Genomic DNA, 20,329 nt, shown 5'->3' on the forward strand with positions numbered 1-20,329 from the left:
CCGAGGACGTCTGCCGTGCCGTACCCCCCTCCGCCGCGCGTCCCCTCGGGGCCGCGCAGAAGGTCCCTGCTCGCCTCGGTCGCCGGGGGTGCCCTGCTGGTGGGGTGCTCCGACGGGACCGGAAGCGGCGAGGAGGGCACCGCGGGCAGTCCCTCCGTCGTCGAGCGGGCACGCGTGCGTGCGGCCCGGGACAGTCGGAGCATCGTCGAGCGGTACGACGCCGTCCTGGCCGCTTACCCGGCCCTGGCCGAGCGGGTGGGGCCGTTGCGGGCGGAGGCGCTGCGGCATGTGGAGGCGTTCGGGGAGACGGTCACCAAGGCCTCCCCCGACGTGTCCCGCAGCGCCTCGCCCTCGCCGCCGCTTGTGGCCCCCGGCACCGAGAAGGACGCCCTCGCCCAGCTCGCCGCCGCCGAGCGGGCCCTCGCCGACCGGCGGGCGAAGGCGCTGCTGGACGTCCCGGGCGAGCTGGCCCGGCTGCTGGCCTCGGTGGCGGCGGCCGGAGCGGCGCACGCGTATCTGCTGATGGAGGGGGTCCAGTGAGCGACGAGAACGAGAAGGAGCTGGAGGCCCTGCAGAAGGCGCTGGCCGCCGAGCACGCGGCCGTCTACGGCTACGGCGTCGTCGGCGGGCGGGTCCGTGAGGGGCGGCGGACGGAGGCCAAGGCCGCCTATGACGCCCACCGGGCCCGGCGGGACGCGCTGGCGCGTGAGGTGCGGGATCTGGACGGGACGCCGGTGGCCGCGGCGGCGGCGTACGCGCTGCCCTTCCCGGTGCCGGACTCGGCCGCGGCGGTGCGGCTCGCCGCCGAGCTGGAGGACCGGGTGGCCGACGTGTACTCCGACGTGGTGCGGGCATCCGAGGGCGGGCGGCGGAGCACGGCCGCGGAGGCGCTGCGGGAGGCCGCGGTGCGGGCGGTGCGCTGGCGCGGGGAGAGCGTAGCCTTCCCTGGGCTCGCCGAGCGGGCGGCCACGGGGGCACCTTCGGCTTCCGCTTCGGCTCCTTGGGCCACACCCACGACCTGACGAGGTACGGGAAGGGACGACTCGCGCATGGCTTTCGAACCGCCGCAGCGGCTGGTGCGTGCGCTCGGTGAGAGCGCGCCGGACGGTGACAGCTGGGTGGAGAAGCTTCCCGAGACCGCCGGAAAGGCCGTCGCGCTGCGCGAGTTGACCGTGGAACGGGTGCAGGTGCCCGGCGGACGCAGCAGCCTCGTCGTACTCGTGCGGCGGGCGGACGGGACACCTGCCGTGCTCAAGCTGGTGCCGCCCCGGTCCCGGCCGGAGAGTGAGCGGGCGGCTCTCGCGCACTGGGGTGGGCGGGGGGCCGTACAGCTGATGGAGCCCTTCGTCGCGGAGGGGGTGCTGCTGCTTGAGCGGCTGCATCCGGATGTGTCGGTGCGGTCGCTGCCGGAGGCGAAGGCGCTGCTTGAGGCTGCCGGGACGCTGCGGCGGCTGTGGGTGGAGCCGCCCGGTGACCATGTCTTCGAGACGGTGGCCGAGCGGACCGGGCGGCAGGCCGACGCGATGCGGGGTGCTTCCGCGGACGTCGGGGCTCTGGTGAGCGCCGCTCTTGATGCGCGGGAGTCGTTGCTGGACGCGCCGACGGAGCGGTTGTTGCTGCACGGGACGTTTCGGCAGAGCAAGGTACTGGCGGCTGAGCGGTCTCCCTGGCTGGCCGTGGGGCCGGATCCCGTCGTCGGGGAGTGTGCGTTCGATCTTGCTCGGCTGGTGCGGGATCGGGTGGAGGATCTGATTGCCTCGCCCTCGGGGGCGGCGACGTGCCGGCGGCGGGTGAAGCGGCTCGCGGAGTCGTTGGAGGTGGATCAGGAGCGGTTGCGGGGGTGGACGTTGTTCCGGGCCGTGGAGTCGGGGGTGCGGGCGCTTCGGGTGGGGCGGCCGAAGGATGCCGAGCTGTTGCTGGAGTTTGCCGGGTGGCTTTGAGGTTGTGGATCGGCTGACGGCCGGGGGGGCTTGTCGCGCCCACGCGGCGGAGCCGCAGAACGATACGGCCCCGCGCCCCTAGGGAGTTCCCCTCGCCGTGAGCTTGAGAGCCAGGACCGGACAGTCGGCGGCTGCTCTGCGGGCGCGTTTGAGCGTCCGCGCCGGGACTGGGGAGTTGTCCACCAACGGGTAGCCCCACTCATCCAGCCCCACGTGCTCCGGAAGAAGTTCCGCGCACAGGCCATGGCCCTCGCAGGAGGTCCAGTCGACGGTGATGCGCTGGTCCATGTCAGCCCTCCTGGGGGACGGGGAGCAGGGGTGTGCGGTCGGTCGCCGTGCACAAGCCCCTTGCGTGGGCGTCGAGTTCGGGGGCGAAGGTGGTGAGGGCGCTGCGCACCAGGCGGACCGTGCCGTCGGGGTGGTGGCAGGCGCCCCGGCCCTCGACCAGGCCGGCCCAGCGGGAGACGTCCGCGCGGGTGGTGCCCTGTGGGCCCGGGGTCGCCAGGGTCTGGAAGGCCGCGGCCATGCGGGGAAGGCCGTTGAGGCAGGGGCCGCACTGGCCGGCCGACTGGAGGGCCAGGTAGCGCAGGACCCTGGCCGTCTCGGCGAGGCCGCAGCGGTCCGTGGGGAGAGCCGCGAGGACTCCGGCCCCCATCGAGCCCGCGTCCAGGGTCAGCGTGGCCGCTTCGGCCGCCGGGATCCAGGTGCCGTGGTAGCCACCGAGCAGGATCGCCGACAGGCCCTGCATCGGGAGCAGACGGCCCAGCGGGATGCCGAACGGGGCTTCCACCACCCGGACTTCGCGTCCCGGAACATGGACCGTGCACAGGGCGCTGCCGGGCTGGGCCGCGGTGCCGGCCGTGCGGAACCAGTCGGCGCCGTAGCGGGCGATCAGGGCGAGGTGGGCCAGGGTCTCGACGTTCTGGACCAGTGTCGGGGCACGGCCCACGCCGCGTTCACGGACCGGCGGGTCCTGGTGGACGGGGAGCGGGGCACCGCCGCCGACGTACTGGGCGAGGGCCGAGGACTGGCCGGACAGGAAGCTCTTGGGCAGCCGTACGACCTTGACCGGGACGGGGTCGCCGCGCTGGGCCAGGGCCTGCTCCAGCCAGGACGCGCCGTCCTCCACGGCCAGGTGGGCCTCCCCCGCGCCGATGGCGGCCGCGGCGACCTGGATGCCGTCCAGGACGAGGTGGGGTGAGAGGCGCAGGAGCGTCTTGTCCTTGCGGGCCGCGGGCTCACCCTCGGCACCGTTGGCCACGACGACCGGTTCACGTCCGGTACGGCGGCCCGCGTCGGCGACCGACACCAGCTTGCGGAACACCGGGAACGCGGCGCCGCCCCGCCCGGTGAGCCCGGACTCGGCCACCGTGCGGAGGACCGTGTCGGGATCGCCGTACGGCAAAGGGCCGTAGCGCTGCTCGTGTGTGGTCAGGTCGGCCGGGCCGCCGCCGGGGGCGAGGAGGCGGGGGGACATGTGGACGTCGGCGAAGGTCATGGTCACGGTCGGGCTCCTTCGGCCGTGCGGAGAAGGGCGGCGGAGGTGTGCCGGGCGGCTCGGGCGGAGTGCGCGACACGGATGCCTCCGGCGGTGAGGACGGCGGCCACGCAGGTGATCGTCAGCCAGGTCATCCAGTCGGTGCCGGTGTCCGTGCCGATGCCTGTGCCGTGGATCAGGGCCATCGGCCAGCAGGCGTACGCCAGCCAGTGGACTGCTCGCCAGGCGCGGTGCCCGATGCGTTGCCTGAGCAGGCTGGTGATGACGACCGCGAGCATCAGGTCGAAGGCGACCGTGCCGAGGCCCAGCCACAGGGGCTGGTAGTCGGAGACGAACGGGACGATGGCGTCCAGGGCGGTGATGTTGACGTAACCGTCGAAGACCGCGAAACCGATGTGCAGGGCGAGGAAGGCGGTGGCGGAGAGGGAGAGTGTGCGGTGGAGGCCGATGGTGCCGAAGCGGGGGAGGCCGGGGAGGCGGGTTCTCAGCCGGACCGCGATGCCGAGCAGGACCACGATCGTGAAGAGGATCAGGCAGATCGCGCCAGTAGCCCGGTTTGCGTACCAGAGGGTTTCGGAGGTCATGCGGCCGACTCCTGGGTGGGGGCCGATCGCGCGGTTCCCCGCGCCCCTGGGGTGATCGGCCAGCCCGGTGTTGTGACTACCAGGCCCTCCTGGGTCACCAGGCGTGCCGGGAGGCCCAGCCTGGTGAGCCAGTGCTCCGCACCCTTGCCCTTCACCAAGGCCGCTGTCGTCGCCGCGTTGGCGTCCGCGCAGGTGGGGGCCGCCACCGAGACCGTGCGCCAGGGGGTGCGGACGGGGAGGCCGGTGTGGGGGTCCACGATGTGGTGGAGGGTGTGGCCGTCGCGGCGCCAGTTGCGGGCCGCCGTGCCCGAGGTGGCGAGGCCTCCACTGCGGAGGCCGACCGTGGCGTACGAGCCCTGCGTCGGGGTTTCGTCGACCGCGCCCGTGACGTCCTGGACGCGGATCTGCCAGCCGCCGGCCGGGGGTTCGCCCGCTACCGCGGTGTCGCCGCCGAGGCTCACCAGGACACCGCAGCCGGCTGCCTCGGCGAGCACGGTCGCTGCCTTGTCGGCGGCCCAGGCCTTGGCCGTGGCGCCGAGGTCCAGGCGGACGCCGGACGGGACGGTGACCGTGCCGGTCGCGAGGTCCAGGCGGACCTTGCGCCAGCCGGGTGCGCGCTTCACGGTCAGGCGGACCGGGCGGTCGTCCTCGCGGACGAGGGTGAAGTCGCGGTCGTAGCCGATGGCCTCCATCGCCGAGCCCACCGTGGGATCGACCGCTCCGTCCGTCGCCTCGGCGGCGCGCAGGGCGACGTCCAGGGCTTCGGCGAGGAGGGGGCTGACGCGGACCGGGCGGCCCTGCGAGCCGTCGAGCAGGGCGAGTTCGGAGTCCGGGCGGAAGCGGCTGCACGCCGCGTCGACCTCGGCGAGGTGCCGGGCCAACAGCAGGTTGCAGGAGTCCAGCAGCGCCGGGTCGGTGACGACCAGGCGGACGGCGGTACCGAGGGCACGCCAGTCGGCGGCGGCCGTGGTGCGGTGGTCGAGGGTCGCGGCGGTCATCACGACGCCCCCGAGGTGGAGTCGGTCGAGCCGCCGGAGGAGGAGGTGAGACCGGAGGAGGAGTCCGTCGAGGAGCTGCTCGACGAGGAGTCGTCCGAGGAGGAACTGCTGGAGTTGTCGGACGAGGACGAGGAGTCCGTACTGCTGGACGAGGTGCTCGTGTCGCTGCTGGAACTCGTGGTGCTGCTCGTGTCGCTGTCGGCACTCGTGCTGCTGCTCGTCGACGAGGCCGAGGTGTCGGCGTCCGCCTGCATCGTGCCGATCAGGGCGAACATCCCGGCCGCCGCCGCGAGCGTGATCGCCGCGGCGGTGGCCGCCGTACGCCGGGCTCCTCTGCGGACCAGCGCGGCGGCGCCCCGCTCCGTACCCCTGCCTCTTGTCATGGCCGTACCCCTCCGTAGCCGTAGTGACGCTGTGTCACCCACTACGTTCGGGTACGGCCCTGAGAGAAGTCTGTGAGATCCCTTTAGGTCCCCAGAGACGTACCTGAGGAGTTTCTTTAAGCGCTGAGGCGGGCGATCGCCTCGTCCACCGTCAGCTCCTCTCGCTCGCCGGTGCGGCGGTCCTTGAGCTCCAGGACGCCCTCGGCCGAACGGCGCCCCGCGACCAGGATCTTCGGTACGCCCATGAGCTCGGAGTCGGTGAACTTCACACCCGGGGAGACCCCGGCGCGGTCGTCGACGAGGACCCGCAGGCCGGCATCGCGCAGCTTCTCGGAGACGTAGAGGGCCAGTTCGATCTGGAGGGCCTTGCCTGCGGCGACGACGTGCACGTCGGCCGGGGCGACCTCGGCGGGCCAGCACAGGCCCTTGTCGTCGGCGGACTGCTCGGCGAGGGCGGCGACCGCGCGGGAGACGCCGATGCCGTAGGAGCCCATGGTCACGCGGACCGGCTTGCCGTTCTGGCCGAGGACGTCGAGCTTGAGGGCGTCGGCGTACTTGCGGCCCAGCTGGAAGATGTGGCCGATCTCGATGGCGCGGTCCAGCTTGAGGCCGGTGCCGCACTTCGGGCACGGGTCGCCCTCCTGGACGACCACGACGTCGACGTACTCGTCGACCTCGAAGTCACGGCCCGCGACGACGTTCTTCGCGTGCGTGTGCTCCTTGTTGGCGCCGGTGATCCAGGCGGTGCCGGGGGCCACTCGCGGGTCGGCGATGTACGTCAGCTTCTCGTCCCGGCCCTGCGGGCCGACATAGCCGCGGACGAGGTCGGGGCGGCCGACGAAGTCCTCCGCCGTCACCAGCTCCACGGCGGCGGGCGCGAAGTGCGCCTCGACCTTGCCCATGTCGACCTCGCGGTCACCGGGGACACCGACGGCCACGATCTCGCCGTCGACCTTCACGAGGAGGTTCTTGAGGGTGTCGGAGGCCTCGACGCCGAGGTGGGCCGCGAGGGTCTCGATGGTCGGGGTGTCGGGGGTCGGGATCTCCTCAAGGGCCGCTAGTCCTTCGGCGTCCACCGGCTTGAGTTCGTACGTGATCGCCTCGGTGTTCGCGGCGAAGTCGCAGTTCGGGCAGTCCGCGAAGGTGTCCTCGCCGGCCTCGGCGGGGGCGAGGAACTCCTCCGACTTGGAGCCGCCCATCGCGCCCGCGGTGGCGGCGCAGATGCGGTAGTCGAGGCCGAGGCGCTCGAACACCTTCTGGTAGGCCTGCCGGTGCAGGGCGTAGGACTGGGCGAGACCCTCGTCCTCGGTGTCGAAGGAGTACGAGTCCTTCATCAGGAACTCACGGCCGCGCAGGATGCCGGCGCGGGGGCGGGCCTCGTCGCGGAACTTCGTCTGGATCTGGTAGAGGATGACCGGCAGGTCCTTGTAGGAGGACGCCTGGTCCTTCACCAGCAGGGTGAAGATCTCCTCGTGGGTCGGGCCGAGGAGGTAGTCGCCGCCCTTGCGGTCCTGCAGCCGGAACAGCTCCGGGCCGTACTCGTCCCAACGGCCGGTCGCCTCGTACGGCTCCTTCGGCAGCAGCGCGGGAAGCAGTACCTCCTGGGCGCCGATCGCGTCCATCTCCTCACGGACGACCCGCTCGACGTTGCGCAGCACCTTCATGCCGAGCGGCAGCCAGCTCCAGACGCCGGCGGCGGTACGGCGGACGTATCCCGCCCGGACCAGCAGCTTGTGACTGAGGACCTCGGCGTCCGCCGGGTCATCGCGCAGCGTCTTCGCCATCAACTGGGACATGCGCTGGACCGGTGCGTTCGCCATTGTTCTCGTACTCCTGCCGGGAAAGGGTGCTGGCTGGGGGTGCCTGACACATTCCCGTCGTCCGCCCGAAGGGCGGGCCGCGCGGGGTCCGGTGCGTGCGATCGCAAGGCGCCGGAGCGCCCTCGTGGCGGAGCCACGTGGGCGGTTCGGTAACGCGGCGAGCGTGCGTGCCAGACCCCGCGCGGCAGGCGGGAATGTGTCAGGGGCCCCCTAGGAGGTTAGCCGGGGGCCCTGTGCCGGTGGAAATCCGTCAGCGGCGGCGCAGCGGCAGGGGGGCACCCATCACGGCGTACGGCTTCGGGGCGCTCGGGAAGAGTACCTGACGGGCGAGGTCCTGGTAGCCGAGGGAGTGGTACAGGCCGCGGGCGGGACTGTCGGTGTCGATCGCGGAGAGGATCGAACGGGGTTCGGCGACGCCGTCGGTGATCGTGGTGATCAGGGACCTGCCGATGCCGCGGTTCTGGTGGTGGGGGTGGACGTGGAGCTCGGTGATCACGAAGGAGTCGTCGAGCCAGGCGTCGTTGTGCTGGGCGCGGAGGTAGGGCTCCACGACCGTTGACCACCAGTGGGTGCGGTCGTTGGGCATGCCGTAGACGAATCCGACGAGGTTTCCGTCGACCGTGGCGCCGAGGGCTCTCGCGCCGGGGTAGGTCATGTGGCGGAGGACGATCTGACGGCGGACCGCCACCTCGTCCGCGCCCAGTCCGAACGCGATGGCCTGGACGGCTAGAGCCTCGTCTACGTGGGCCGGCAGGTCTAGGGGGCCGATGACGAGGTCCATGCGGGGAGCGTACAGGGGAGTTCCGGTTGTGTGCCGGGGGCGGGTTCGCCGTCGTTGCCCGTGCCCCTGTGGCCGGGTTCAGAAGAGGACGCTCATGAACGCGCCGACCTCTTGGAAGCCCACCCTTGTGTACGCCCTTCTCGCCGGCGTATTGAAGTCGTTGACGTACAGGCTCACCACCGGGGCCACGTCCGCGAGGGCGTATCGCAGTACCGCCGCCATTCCCGGGGCCGCCACTCCCCTGCCCCGGTATTCGGGGGCCACCCAGACGCCCTGGATCTGGCAGGCGCGGTCCGTCGCGGCGCCGATCTCGGCCTTGAAGACGACCTTGCCGTGTTGGTCGAGGCGGGCGAAGGAGCGGCCGGAGCCGACGAGTTCGGCGACGCGGGCCTGGTACAACAGCCCCCCGTCTCCGGCCAGCGGGGAGACGCCGACCTCTTCCGTGAACATCGCCACGCACGCCGGCATGATCGTCTCCATCTCGTCCTTGCGGATGCGGCGGACGTACGGATCCGGGGTGATGTCGGTGGGCATGTGGTCGGTGACCATGAGGGGTTGGTGGGCGCGGACGTCTCGGGCCGGGCCCCAACTGGGTTCCAGCAGACGCCAGAGCTGGGCGGTGGGTTCGCCGGGGCCGACGATCGAGGAGCAGCGGCGGCCGGCCCGTCGGGCACGGTCGGCGAAGGCGCGGACGGCTCGCGGGGTCGCGCAGATCGGGACCAGGTTGGCGCCGGCGTAGCAGAGGGACGTGAGCATGCCGTCCTCGTACCAGCCCCACATCTCGCCGCCGAGCCGCCACGGGTCGAGGCCGGCGACCTGGACCCGCGACGTCACGAAGGCGTTCGCGACCGGCTCGCGGTCGAGGACGGCGAGCGCGGCGTCCAGGTCGCTCGGTTCGAGGACCCGGGAGGTCGTCTGGGTCAACACGGGCGGGGCCTCACGCTGGGGTCTGCTGATCTCCGCACTGTACCTGCGGAAGCTGAGCCACGCCGCCCCCGTGTTTCGGTGCCGCCTGTCTCCGGGCGCCCGGTGTTTCGGTGGCCCCCTGGGGGCTGCCGCCCCCAGACCCCCGCTTCGGCCCTGAAGGGGCCTCGTCCTCAAACGCCGGACGGGCTGGGATTGCCTGAACCGGCGCTGAGAAGCCAATGCCTCACAGCACCCCAAGCAAATCCAGCCCCGAGAGCCTGCGATTGAGCCCCCGCCACCAAATCCAGCCCCTCCGGCGTTTGAGGAGCGGGGGTCGAAGGGGGCAGCGCCCCCTGGGGATGGGTCGGGTAGGGGCGGCGGGGGCGAGGAAACGCCCCGCGCTCACACCGTCAGCCCGCCACCGACACCGACGGCTCGCCCGACTCCACGCCCGCGTCCTCCATCTGCTCGGCCAGCTTCATGGCCTCCTCGATGAGGGTCTCCACGATCTTGGACTCGGGGACGGTCTTGATGACCTCGCCCTTGACGAAGATCTGGCCCTTGCCGTTGCCGGACGCGACACCGAGGTCGGCCTCGCGGGCCTCACCCGGGCCGTTCACCACACAGCCCATGACGGCGACGCGGAGCGGGACCTCCATACCGGTCAGGCCCGCGGTGACCTCCTCGGCCAGCTTGTAGACGTCGACCTGGGCGCGGCCGCAGGACGGGCAGGAGACGATCTCCAGGCCGCGCTGCCTGAGGTTCAGGGACTCCAGGATCTGGTTGCCGACCTTGACCTCCTCGACCGGCGGGGCCGAGAGGGACACGCGGATCGTGTCGCCGATGCCCTGGGAGAGAAGGGCACCGAAGGCGACGGCAGACTTGATCGTGCCCTGGAAGGCCGGGCCCGCCTCCGTCACACCGAGGTGGAGGGGGTAGTCGCACTGGGCGGCGAGCTGCCGGTACGCCTCGACCATCACGACCGGGTCGTTGTGCTTGACCGAGATCTTGATGTCCCGGAAGTCGTGCTCCTCGAAGAGGGATGCCTCCCACAGCGCGGACTCGGCCAGCGCCTCGGGGGTCGCCTTGCCGTACTTCTGCAGCAGACGCCGGTCCAGGGAACCCGCGTTGACCCCGATCCGGATCGGCGTGCCGTGATCGCGCGCGGCCTTCGCGATCTCCTTGACCTTGTCGTCGAACTGCTTGATGTTGCCGGGATTCACCCGGACCGCAGCACAGCCGGCCTCGATCGCCGCGAACACGTACTTGGGCTGGAAGTGGATGTCCGCGATCACCGGGATCTGCGACTTGCGGGCGATGGTCGCGAGGGCGTCCGCGTCGTCCTGCGTGGGACAGGCCACGCGCACGATCTGGCAGCCGGAGGCCGTGAGCTCGGCGATCTGCTGGAGGGTGGCGCCGATGTCGGACGTACGGGTCGTCGTCATCGACTGGACCGAGACCGGGGCGTCGCCGCCCACCGCGACCGTGCCGACCTGGATCTGCCGGCTCTTCCGGCGCTCGGCGAGCCTGGTCGGAACGGACGGCATGCCGAGAGAAATCGCAGTCATCTGCTGTGCAACCCCAAGTCGTGGATCAAGGTCCCGGTCCCGTCAGCGGCGGGCTCCAGGCTTCGAGATTACGGCACCGGCGCAGGCACGAGCACATCCCCAAGGTCAAACCCACCCAATCGAAGGCGACCCGGCATGGAGCACACCGGGCCGCCTCGAACGCCGTATGGCTAGGAGATTCTGACCGGGTTAACGACGTCCGCGATCAAGACCAAGATCGTGAAGCAGATGAAGATCCCCGCCACGACGTAGGCCACCGGCATCAGCTTCGCCACGTCGAACGGGCCCGGGTCGGGGCGCTTGAGGAGCTTCGCGAGGTTGCGGCGCAGGGACTCCCACAGGGCGCCCGCGATGTGGCCGCCGTCCAGAGGCAGCAGCGGGAGCATGTTGAAGAGGAACAGGGAGAGGTTGAAGCCCGCCACCAGCATCAGGGCCATCGCGAGTTGTTGGGTGGGCGGGATGTCGAGGGTGAAGATCTCGCCGCCGACCCGTGCCGCGCCGACCACGCCCATCGGGGAGTCCGGCTCGCGCGGGGCGTCGCCGAAGGCCGCGTTCCACAGGGCCGGGATCTTGCCGGGGAGGGCGGCCAGGGAGTCGACGGCGTCGCCCACGCGGTCGCCCATCCACACCACGGAGTCGCCGAAGTCCTGCTTCACGATGCCGGTGGCGGCGCTGAAGCCGAGGAAGCCGGCGGTGACGTACTCGCCCTGGACGTACTGGCCGCTGGAGTCCTTCTTGGCGACCTGGTTGGAGGCGATCTTCGCCGTCAGGGTGACGTCCTTGCCATCGCGCTCGACGACGATCGGGACCGTCTTGTCGGGGTTGGCACGGATGAGGTCGGAGAGCTTGTTCCAGTCGTCCGTGCGCACGCCGTTGAACGCGACGATCTTGTCGCCCGCCTTGAGCCCCGCGGCCGCCGCCGGGGAGGCGGGGTCGGAGGCCTTGCAGCTCTCGCGGTTCTCGCTCTGGGCGATCACGCACTTGGAGACCGAGCTGACCGTGTTGGTCTGCTGGGAGATGCCGAAGCCCATCAGGACCGTGAGGAACAGCGCCACCGCGAGGATCAGGTTCGCGAAGGGGCCCGCGAACATCACGATGACGCGTTTCCAGGGTTTACGGGTGTAGAAGAGGCGTTTGTCGTCGCCGGGCTGGAGCTCCTCGAAGGCGGCCGAGCGGGCGTCCTCGATCATGCCGCGCCAGGGGGACGTCGAGCGGGCGCTGATACGGCCGTCGTCGCCGGGCGGGAACATGCCGATCATGCGGATGTAGCCGCCGAAGGGGACGGCCTTGATGCCGTACTCCGTCTCGCCCTTCTTGCGCGAGAAGATCGTCGGTCCGAAGCCGACCATGTACTGCGGCACGCGGATGCCGAAGAGCTTGGCGAAGGACAGATGCCCCAGCTCGTGCCACGCGATCGACACCAGGAGGCCGAAGGCGAAGAGCCCTATGCCGAGGATGAACATCAGGGTCGTCATGCACGGGCCTCCGCCGTCTGTGCCGTCAGTTCCCGGGCCCGGGTCCGCGCCCAGGTCTCCGCTTCGAGGACGTCCGCGACGGTGAGTGAGGTTCCCGTCACGGGGGTGCCGTGCTCGTCCACCACCCGGGTCACGGTCTCCATGATCCCGTTGAACGGCAGCGCGCCGGCCCGGAAGGCCTCGACGCACTCCTCGTTGGCGGCATTGAACACCGCCGGGGCCGTGCCCGCGAGCTCACCCACGTGCCTCGCAAGGTTGACCGAAGGAAACGCGTCGTTGTCGAGCGGGAAGAACTCCCAGGTGGACGCCTTGCTCCAGTCGAACGCGGGCGCCGCGTCGGGGACCCGCTCGGGCCAGCCGAGGCCGATGGCGATCGGCCCGCGCATGTCGGGGGGCGTCGCCTGGGCGATCGTGGATCCGTCCGTGAACTCAACCATCGAGTGGACATACGACTGGGGATGCACGACCACCTCAATGCGGTCGAAGGGAATGTCGTAGAGGAGGTGCGCCTCGATGACCTCAAGGCCCTTGTTGACGAGGGTCGCGGAGTTGATCGTGATCACCGGACCCATGGCCCAGGTGGGGTGGGCGAGGGCGTCCTCGACGGTGACGTCGGCGAGTTCTTCCTTCGTACGACCGCGGAAGGGGCCGCCGGACGCCGTGACGACGAGCTTGCGTACGTCGGCCCTCGTCCCGGAGGCCAGCGACTGGAAGAGGGCCGCGTGCTCGGAGTCGACCGGCATGATCTGTCCGGGCTTGGCGAGCGCCTTGACCAGCGGGCCGCCCACGATGAGCGACTCCTTGTTGGCGAGCGCGAGGGTACGGCCCGCCTCCAGGGCGGCGAGGGTGGGGGCGAGGCCGATGGAGCCGGTGATGCCGTTCAGCACGGTGTGGCAGTCGGAGGCGGCCGCCTGGGTCGCCGCGTCGGGGCCGGCGAGGATCTCGGGGAGCGGTTCCCCCGCGCCGTAGAGACCGCTGAGCGCCTCGCGCAGCTGCGGTACGACGTCCTCGCGGGCGACCGCGACGGTCCGCGCCCCCAGCCGGTGCGCCTGCTCGGCGAGGAGTGCGACCCGGCCGCCGTTGGCGGAGAGCCCGGTCACCCGGAACCGGTCGGGGTTGCGCAGCACGAGATCGATGGCCTGGGTGCCGATGGAGCCCGTGGAGCCGAGGATCACCACGTCCTTGGGGCCGTCGCCCGCGACGGGGTCGTAGACCAGGTGCGGGTCGGCGAGGCCTCGGGGGGCTGGACTGTCGCTCATGGCTCCATTGTGGCCGTAAGGACGGTGTAGGAGGACAGCGCGTCCCCGGTCGGGGACGCGCTGTCCTGAGACCGTCACCGGATCGGCCGGTGGACGTTCTCCCGTTCGCTCGGGCCGGGTGTCGCGTCCGCGATCCAGACGCCCTCGCCGGAGGGGTCGACGATGCCGTCCTCCAGCCAGGTGTAGGTGCCGGTCATGACTCCCTTGACGACCTTGCGGTCCTGGTCGTCGGTGTTGTTCCAGAGGCGTCCGAAGAGTTCCTCGACGCGCAGGCGGGACTGGTGGCAGAAGGTGTCGGCGAGCTGGTAGGCCTCGCGGCCGTGGGGCTCGGTGGTGTACAGGAGTTCGGCGCGGACGCAGGCCGCGCTCATCGCGAAGAGCTCCGCGCCGATGTCGACGATCCGGCCGAGGAAGCCCTGCTTGGACTCCATGCGGCCCTGCCAGCGGGACATGGCGTAGAAGGTGGAGCGGGCCAGCTTGCGGGACGTGCGTTCGACGTAGCGCAGGTGTGCCGAGAGGTCGACCTCGCGCTTGAACTCGGCGTACGAGGAGGGCAGTTGGCCGGGTCCCGCGACCAGTTTCGGGAGCCACTTGGCGTAGAAGACGCCGGCGTTCGCGCCCGCCTTCGCCTTGTCGGACAAGGACTTCTCCGGGTCGATGAGGTCGCCGGCGACGGACAGGTGGGCGTCCACCGCCTCGCGGGCGATCAGCAGGTGCATGATCTCCGTCGAGCCCTCGAAGATGCGGTTGATGCGCAGGTCGCGCAGGACCTGTTCGGCGGGGACGGCCTTCTCGCCGCGGGCCCGCAGCGACTCCGCGGTCTCGAAGCCCCGGCCGCCGCGGATCTGGACCAGTTCGTCGGCGACGAGCCAGCCCATCTCGGAGGCGTAGAGCTTGGCGAGGGCGCCCTCGATGCGGATGTCGTTGCGGTCCTCGTCGGCCATCTGGGAGGACAGGTCGAGTACGGCCTCCAGGGCGAAGGTCGTCGCCGCGATGAAGGAGATCTTGGAGCCGACGGCCTCGTGGTGGGCGATCGGCTTGCCCCACTGTTCGCGGGCCGCCGACCACTCACGGGCGATCTTCAGGCACCACTTTCCGGCGGCCACGCAGGAGGCGGGCAGGGAGAGGCGGCCGGTGTTCAGGGTTGTCAGCGCGATCTTCAGGCCCGCGCCCTCCGGGCCGATGCGGTTCGCCGCCGGGACCCTGACCTGGTGGAAGCGGGTGACGCCGTTCTCGATGCCGCGCAGGCCCATGAAGGCGTTGCGGTTCTCGACCGTGATGCCGGGTGAGTCGGTCTCGACGACGAAGGCGGTGATGCCGCCCTTGTGGCCCTCCGACTTGGGCACGCGGGCCATGACGACGAGGAGGTCGGCGACCACACCGTTGGTGGTCCAGAGCTTCACTCCGTCGAGGACGTAGTCGTCCCCCTCGGGTACGGCCGTGGTGGCGAGGCGGGCCGGGTCGGAGCCGACGTCGGGCTCGGTGAGGAGGAAGGCGCTGATGTCGGTGCGGGCGCACCGGGGCAGGAACTTCTCCTTCTGTTCCTGGGTGCCGAACAGCTTCAACGGCTGGGGGACGCCGATCGACTGATGGGCCGAGAGCAGCACGCCGATCGCGGGGCTCGCGGAGCCCGCCAGGGCCAGCGCCTTGTTGTAGTACACCTGGGTGAGGCCGAGGCCGCCGTACTTGGTGTCGATCTTCATGCCGAAGGCGCCGAGTTCCTTGAGCCCGTTGACGATGTCGTCGGGGATGCGGGCCTCGCGTTCGATGAGCGCCCCGTCGACCTTGGACTCGCAGAAGTCGCGGAGCCCCGCGAGGAACTCCTCGCCGCGCCGGGCGTCCTCGGCCGGGGGCATCGGGTGGGGGTGGATGAGGTCGAGCCGGAAACGCCCGAGGAACAGTTCCTTGGCGAAGCTGGGCTTGCGCCAGTCCTGCTCCCGGGCGGCCTCCGCCACCTCGCGGGCCTCGCGCTCGGTGACGACAGGCTTGGTGGACGGTGCGGACATCAGGCTCACCTCGTCGCGAATGGGGATCTTGGGGCCGATGTATTACTGACCGGTGCTACTCGATCGTATTTACCCGATCCCGGGCGAGGTCACCACCCCGCGCGCGGCCGTTCAGCCGATGTCGACGGAATACGACTTGGTGTCCAGTCGCCCGGTGCCCTTGAAGACCTCGGTGCCGGACTCGATGCCGGAGACGTACTTGTCGTTGCTGAGGAGCTTGCGCCGAACGAGGGCCTGGGTGAAGTCGTCGAGGTTCAGCGAGGCCTTCGTGGTGTTGGTGCGGCGGACGAAGGAGTAGACGTTCCAGCCGATGTCGCCCTGGTAGATGTCCCACATCGCGCCGCCGAGGCTGACGCTGCCGTACAGGCTGCCGAGGGGGCCCGCGCCGCCCTGGCGGTTGAGCCAGATCATGATCTCGTCGGTGGGCTGGTCCTGCCAGTCGGCGGTGTTCTTGGTGTGCAGCCAGAGGTCGTAGGCGACGTTCATGGTGCCGGGGCTGTTCGGCAAGGTGAACTCCCAGCTGGTCCTCACCGGCTTGCGGTCGCCGACGCGGATCGGCAGGCCGGTGGACGACTTGTCGACCTTCCAGCCCCAGTGCCAGCCGAGCACGGTCGATGCGTACGACTTCACGTCGTAGTCCTTGCCGGTGGCGCTGTTGGCGAGGCTGTAGCTCGTGCCCCACGAAATGGTCGAGCCCGACTGGGAGTTGGACCAGACGCACTGGGTGCCGGTGTACTTCCCCTCGTTCCAGAGGTTGTTGTTCACGTAGTACTTGCCGAGCGTGATCGTGTCGAAGGCCGTGCACTTCTTGCTCGACTCGTCCGCCTGGGCGACGGTGATACCGGCGGCGGCCGCGAGGGCGACCGCGGCGGAGACGAGGGTCTTCGCCTTCGTGGACAGGCGGGGGCGGCGGTGCTGCATGGGGGTCCTTCCCGGCGGTTCGTGTGACGTCCCCCAGTGGCCGCCCGCCCGGGAAAGGTTGCCGTCAGGTCGTACGGGGTGGTGCCCGCGGGTTCCGTCCCGGTGTCCTCGGGTGCCGGCTTCCTGTCGGGTGCCCGCCTTCTGGAGGACGACGCCGTCATCGCCCGCCGGGCCGACACCGGGGCACCGCCGTGGAGCCGCGCCCTGACCACCACCGCCACGCAGATCGAGACGGAGGCGGCCGGGCCCGCGACGAACGCCATGCCGTGCCCGGCGGTGACCGTGCGGTTGAGGCAGGTGAGGTCGGCGTCCGCCGTCGCCTTTCCGGCCCGTTTCTCGGCGATGTCAGACCGCTTGAGGTCGCGGTAGACGCGTCCGGCCTCGTGGATCACGGCGACCGTGCGGGCCGGCTCGGCCGGCAGTGCCCGCGCGCTCTGGCCTCGGTTACCGCGCCCTGGCCTCGGTTAGCGCCCCCTGCGCTGGCACGGCTCCGCGAAAGCCCTGTGCTCCGGCACGGCCTCGGCCGAACTCGGCCCCGCCGGACACACGGCGGCGATCCAGGGGACGGCCCGTCGAGGTCGTAGCCGAGCAGCGGTGCCACGGCGGGTCCGCGCACCGCCGACGCCGTCTGCGCCGTCTGCGCCTCGCGCCGGAAGCGCCGCGCCCGTCGACTCGTCCCGTGCCGGTTCGCCCCGCAGTACCTTCACCGCCGCGGGCCGCCCGCGTGCGTCCCGTCCAGGTGTACGGTGCCCATCCCGCCCTCGCCGAACACGGCGACGATCCGGTACGGGCCGATTCACCGGCCGGGTTCCGCCGCCCTCGCTCCATGGCCCCCCGCGGCCGGTCATGGTAGGCAGGTGGCCGCGGCCCGACCACCCCGCCCACCTCGTCTCCACAAGTCTCTGTCGAAGCGCTTCGACAACCTATGGACACCCACCCCCGGTGGAGCTACTGTCGAACCACCCTCACCCGCCCATGTTCGTACTGCGCACTGTCGAAGCGCTTCACAAAGCTTGGAGAGCTGGATGGTCACCCTCGCCGAGGTCGCCCAGCACGCCGGAGTCTCGGCGAGCACGGTGAGCTATGTCCTCAGTGGCAAGCGGTCCATCTCCACGACCACCCGGCAGCGGGTCGAGCAGAGCATCCGCGAACTCGGCTACCACCCGAACGCGGGCGCCCGCGCGCTGGCCAGCAGCAGGTCCAACATCATCGCGCTGATGATCCCGCTCCGCACCGACATGTACGTGCCGGTGATGATGGAGATCGCCATCGCCGTCGCGACCACCGCGCGGACGCACGGGTACGACGTCCTGCTGCTCACCGGCGAGGAGGGTCCCGACGCGGTGCGCCGGGTCACCGGCAGCGGGCTCGCCGACGCGATGATCCTGATGGACGTCCAACTCGACGACGAGCGGCTGCCGTTGCTGCGCGGCACCGACCAGCCGTCCGTACTCATCGGCCTCCCCGCCGACACCTCCGGACTGACCTGCGTCGACCTCGACTTCCGGGCCACCGGCGCCCTGTGCGTCGAGCACCTCGCGAAGCTCGGTCACCGCGACATCGCCGTCATCGGCGAGGCCCCCGCGGTCTACGAACGGCACACCGGTTTCGCCGAGCGCACCCTGGACGGACTCCGGTCCCGCGCCCAGGAGTTGGGCGTACGGCTGCTGCACCGGCCGTGCGACGGCGGGTACGACGCGATGGCCGTGACCCTCGCCCGCATCCTCGACGAGCGGCCGTCCACCACGGGCTTCGTCGTGCAGAACGAGCAGGCCGTCGAGCCGCTGCTCGCGCTGCTGCGCCAGCAGGGCCGGGCCATTCCCGAGGATGTCTCGGTGGTCGCGATCTGCCCCGAACAGGTCGCCGTCCAGGCCTCGGTGCGGCTGACCTCGGTCGCCATCCCCGCCCAGGAGATGGGCCGGCACGCCGTGGAGCGCCTCGCCGCCAAGCTGGAGGGCCGCGGTGAGGACGAAGTCGTCCTGATCGAACCCGAGTTGACGGTCCGGGCCAGCACCGGCCCGGCCGCGTCCTGACCCAGCCTCCTCACCACGACCTCCTGCACAGCCCCCTGCCGGGGCACCCCCTTGTCTGTCCTCCCCTTCAGGAGCACCCTCCGTGACTCAGCCTGCCGACATCCAGCCCAAGGTCAGCCTCGCGCAGTCGTCCCCCACCGTCGGCACCTTCCGCGAGCGGGACGGCGCGCTGGAGTGGAGCGGCCGCCAGGAGACCGTGCGCATCGAGCCCTGGGGCCCGGACGCGGTCCGGGTGCGGGCCCGGCTCGGGGGGCCGATCCTCGAAGGGCTGCCGGGCGCCCTGCTGGACGAGTCTCCGGTCACCGAGAGCACGGTCAAGATCGGTGACGGGGAAGCGCAGTTGACCGTGGGCGCGCTGACCGTCCACGTCGACGCCGAGGGGCAGCTCCGCTTTCTGCGCACCGACGACTCCGCCGAACTCCTCGCCGAGGCCCGCGCCCACTTCTGGTGGCCCGGCTCGCGCCTCTACACCGCCGTCGGCAACGGCCACCACCGCCTGGAGCAGCGCTTCGCCGCCTACGACGACGAGAAGCTGTACGGCCTCGGCCAGCACCAGCACGGCCGCTTCGACCAGAAGGGCCTGGTCCTGGACCTGATCCAGCGCAACGCCGAGGTCTCCATCCCGGTCCTCGCCTCCAGCCGCGGCTACACCCTGCTGTGGAACAACCCGGCGGTCGGCCGCGTGGAGCTCGCCCACAACGGCACGCGCTGGGTGGCCGACTCGGCCCGCCAGATCGACTACTGGATCGCCGCGGGCAGCCCGGCCGACGGCCAGCGCCGCTACAGTGCGGTGACCGGCCGTACGCCGATGCTGCCGGAGTGGGCGGCGGGGTTCTGGCAGTGCAAGCTGCGCTACCGCACCCAGGACGAACTCCTGTCCGTGGCAAGGGAGTACAAGCGCCGGGGACTTCCCATCTCGGCGATCGTCTGCGACTTCTTCCACTGGACGCACCTCGGCGAGTGGAAGTTCGACCCGGCCGAGTGGCCCGACCCGGCGGCGATGGTCCGTGAACTGGACGAAATGGGCATCAAGTTGGTGGTCAGCGTCTGGCCGTCGGTGTCGCCGCTCAGCGAGAACCACCCGGTCATGGAGCAGCGCGGCTACTTCATCGGCACCCAGTACGGCCCGATGGCGCACGCCGACTGGCCGGACAAGGGGGTCGCCTCCACCGTCCAGGTGGCCTTCTACGACGCCACGAACCCGGAGGCCCGGGAGTTCATGTGGTCGCGCGTGAAGGAGAACTACCTGGAGCCGTACGGCATCACGGCCTTCTGGCTGGACGCCTGTGAGCCCGAGCTCAAGCCCGGTTTCCAGGAGAACCTGCGGTACTGGACGGGTCCCGGCCTTGAGGTCGGCAACAGTTATCCGGCCGAGAACTCCCGCACCTTCCACGAGGGCCTGACGGCCGCCGGTGAGGAGGTCATCACCCTCAACCGCTCGGCCTGGGCGGGCAGTCAGCGTTACGGCGCCGCCCTGTGGTCCGGCGACATCGGCACCGACTTCACGACCCTGCGCCATCAGATCGCGGCCGGTCTCAACACCGCGATGTCCGGCATCCCCTGGTGGAACACCGACATCGGCGGCTTCCACGGCGGGGATCCGGACGACCCGGCGTACCGCGAGGTCATGGTCCGCTGGTTCCAGTTCGGTGCGCTGTCGCCCTTGATGCGGTTGCACGGCTTCCGCGACCCCGGTATGCCGCTGGGGCCGGACATGACGGGCGGCCCGAACGAGGTGTGGTCGTACGGGGAGGAGGCCGGCGCGATCCTGGAGAAGTTCCTGCGGTTGCGGGAGCGGTTGAGGCCGTATGTCCTTCAGGTCATGCGGGAGGCGCATGAGGAGGGGCTGACTCCGATGCGTCCGCTGTTCCTGGAGTTTCCGGAGGACCAGGCGGCGTGGGGGGTCGACGACGCGTATCTCTTCGGGGCGGATCTGCTGGTGGCGCCGGTGCTCACGGCTGGCGCGACCGCCCGGACCACGTATCTTCCGGCAGGCGCGGCCTGGACCGACGCGTGGACCGGAGAGACGTACGAGGGTGGGACGACGGTGACCGTGGATGCGCCGTTGGACCGGATTCCCTTGTTCCTGCGGGATGGGGCGCGGTTGCCGATTCAGGATGTGCCGCGGTAGGTCGTGAGTCGGCTGCGGGTTCGTCG

General features: G+C 70.9%; 19 protein-coding genes. 7 read left to right on the forward strand and 12 right to left on the reverse strand.

Translation table 11 applies throughout. The features are described 5' to 3' along the window. Positions 1 to 15 precede the first annotated feature (15 nt). From ACI2L1_RS25960 to ACI2L1_RS25970, 3 genes are read left to right on the forward strand one after another with little or no spacing between them, the layout of a single operon-like run. A complete protein-coding gene (locus tag ACI2L1_RS25960; RefSeq protein ID WP_404741758.1) occupies positions 16 to 540 on the forward strand; it encodes a hypothetical protein in 525 nt (174 codons plus the stop codon). Then, the gene (locus ACI2L1_RS25965) at positions 537 to 1,022 is read left to right on the forward strand and encodes a ferritin-like domain-containing protein (protein WP_404741759.1); all 486 of its coding nucleotides are present in this window, start codon (positions 537 to 539) and stop codon (positions 1,020 to 1,022) included. Before ACI2L1_RS25960 ends, ACI2L1_RS25965 begins: the two co-directional genes overlap by 4 nt. Before the next feature lie 27 nt (positions 1,023 to 1,049). Continuing rightward, the gene (locus ACI2L1_RS25970) at positions 1,050 to 1,940 is read left to right on the forward strand and encodes an aminoglycoside phosphotransferase family protein (protein ID WP_404741760.1); all 891 of its coding nucleotides are present in this window, start codon (positions 1,050 to 1,052) and stop codon (positions 1,938 to 1,940) included. A gap of 78 nt (positions 1,941 to 2,018) precedes the next feature. Here ACI2L1_RS25970 and ACI2L1_RS25975 read toward each other — a convergent pair whose 3' ends face one another. The 4 genes from ACI2L1_RS25975 to ACI2L1_RS25990 are packed head-to-tail and all read right to left on the reverse strand — an operon-like array spanning position 2,019 to position 5,020. After that, a complete protein-coding gene (locus ACI2L1_RS25975) occupies positions 2,019 to 2,228 on the reverse strand; it encodes a ferredoxin (RefSeq protein WP_404741761.1) in 210 nt (69 codons plus the stop codon). Position 2,229: 1 nt separating this feature from the next. Continuing rightward, a complete protein-coding gene (locus tag ACI2L1_RS25980; protein ID WP_404741800.1) occupies positions 2,230 to 3,438 on the reverse strand; it encodes an NADH-ubiquinone oxidoreductase-F iron-sulfur binding region domain-containing protein in 1,209 nt (402 codons plus the stop codon). 2 nt (positions 3,439 to 3,440) lie between these two features. Then, complete coding sequence (locus tag ACI2L1_RS25985; protein WP_404741762.1) at positions 3,441 to 4,022, reverse strand: ferric reductase-like transmembrane domain-containing protein; 582 nt, start codon at positions 4,020 to 4,022, stop codon at positions 3,441 to 3,443. Then, positions 4,019 to 5,020, reverse strand: coding sequence for an FAD:protein FMN transferase (locus ACI2L1_RS25990; RefSeq protein WP_404741763.1), 1,002 nt, complete (start codon positions 5,018 to 5,020; stop codon positions 4,019 to 4,021). Before ACI2L1_RS25990 ends, ACI2L1_RS25985 begins: the two co-directional genes overlap by 4 nt. On the opposite strand from ACI2L1_RS25990, the gene ACI2L1_RS25995 reads away from it, so the two are divergent. Continuing rightward, positions 4,997 to 5,479 carry a hypothetical protein gene (locus tag ACI2L1_RS25995; RefSeq protein ID WP_404741764.1) on the forward strand — a complete coding sequence of 161 codons (483 nt, stop codon included), beginning with the start codon at positions 4,997 to 4,999 and terminating at the stop codon, positions 5,477 to 5,479. The two genes, ACI2L1_RS25990 and ACI2L1_RS25995, sit on opposite strands and share 24 nt — an antisense overlap. A 40-nt stretch (positions 5,480 to 5,519) precedes the next feature. Here the strand turns inward: ACI2L1_RS25995 and ACI2L1_RS26000 are convergent, their stop codons facing one another. The 8 genes from ACI2L1_RS26000 to ACI2L1_RS26035 form a co-directional block, all read right to left on the reverse strand. Continuing rightward, complete coding sequence (locus tag ACI2L1_RS26000; protein ID WP_404741765.1) at positions 5,520 to 7,223, reverse strand: proline--tRNA ligase; 1,704 nt, start codon at positions 7,221 to 7,223, stop codon at positions 5,520 to 5,522. 250 nt (positions 7,224 to 7,473) lie between these two features. After that, entirely contained in the window at positions 7,474 to 8,004 is a 531-nt protein-coding gene (locus tag ACI2L1_RS26005) for a GNAT family N-acetyltransferase (protein WP_404741766.1), read from the reverse strand. Between the two features lie 78 nt (positions 8,005 to 8,082). Beyond that, positions 8,083 to 8,931 carry a GNAT family N-acetyltransferase gene (locus ACI2L1_RS26010; protein ID WP_404741767.1) on the reverse strand — a complete coding sequence of 283 codons (849 nt, stop codon included), beginning with the start codon at positions 8,929 to 8,931 and terminating at the stop codon, positions 8,083 to 8,085. Positions 8,932 to 9,320: 389 nt separating this feature from the next. Beyond that, a complete protein-coding gene (gene ispG / locus ACI2L1_RS26015) occupies positions 9,321 to 10,478 on the reverse strand; it encodes a flavodoxin-dependent (E)-4-hydroxy-3-methylbut-2-enyl-diphosphate synthase (RefSeq protein WP_404741768.1) in 1,158 nt (385 codons plus the stop codon). A gap of 170 nt (positions 10,479 to 10,648) precedes the next feature. Then, entirely contained in the window at positions 10,649 to 11,941 is a 1,293-nt protein-coding gene (locus ACI2L1_RS26020) for a M50 family metallopeptidase (protein WP_404741801.1), read from the reverse strand. Positions 11,942 to 11,949: 8 nt separating this feature from the next. After that, positions 11,950 to 13,212, reverse strand: coding sequence for a 1-deoxy-D-xylulose-5-phosphate reductoisomerase (gene dxr, locus ACI2L1_RS26025; RefSeq protein ID WP_404741769.1), 1,263 nt, complete (start codon positions 13,210 to 13,212; stop codon positions 11,950 to 11,952). 74 nt (positions 13,213 to 13,286) lie between these two features. Beyond that, positions 13,287 to 15,218: an acyl-CoA dehydrogenase family protein gene (locus ACI2L1_RS26030; RefSeq protein WP_404741770.1), complete on the reverse strand. Its 1,932-nt coding sequence runs from the start codon at positions 15,216 to 15,218 to the stop codon at positions 13,287 to 13,289. A gap of 111 nt (positions 15,219 to 15,329) precedes the next feature. Next, positions 15,330 to 16,139, reverse strand: a complete 810-nt coding sequence (locus ACI2L1_RS26035) for an endo-1,4-beta-glucanase (protein ID WP_404741771.1) — start codon at positions 16,137 to 16,139, stop codon at positions 15,330 to 15,332. 36 nt (positions 16,140 to 16,175) lie between these two features. Between ACI2L1_RS26035 and ACI2L1_RS26040 the strand changes: the two genes are divergently transcribed. The 3 genes from ACI2L1_RS26040 to ACI2L1_RS26050 all read left to right on the forward strand — a co-directional run bounded on the left by ACI2L1_RS26040 (position 16,176) and on the right by ACI2L1_RS26050 (position 20,303). After that, entirely contained in the window at positions 16,176 to 16,508 is a 333-nt protein-coding gene (locus ACI2L1_RS26040; RefSeq protein ID WP_404741772.1) for a hypothetical protein, read from the forward strand. A gap of 656 nt (positions 16,509 to 17,164) precedes the next feature. Further along, on the forward strand, positions 17,165 to 18,172 hold the full coding sequence (locus ACI2L1_RS26045; RefSeq protein WP_404741773.1) for a LacI family DNA-binding transcriptional regulator: 1,008 nt from the start codon (positions 17,165 to 17,167) through the stop codon (positions 18,170 to 18,172). Between the two features lie 82 nt (positions 18,173 to 18,254). Continuing rightward, on the forward strand, positions 18,255 to 20,303 hold the full coding sequence (locus ACI2L1_RS26050; RefSeq protein ID WP_404741774.1) for a TIM-barrel domain-containing protein: 2,049 nt from the start codon (positions 18,255 to 18,257) through the stop codon (positions 20,301 to 20,303). The last annotated feature ends 26 nt before the right edge of the window (positions 20,304 to 20,329 follow it).

The organism is Streptomyces sp. NPDC019531 (assembly GCF_044903305.1).
GTDB lineage: Bacteria > Actinomycetota > Actinomycetes > Streptomycetales > Streptomycetaceae > Streptomyces.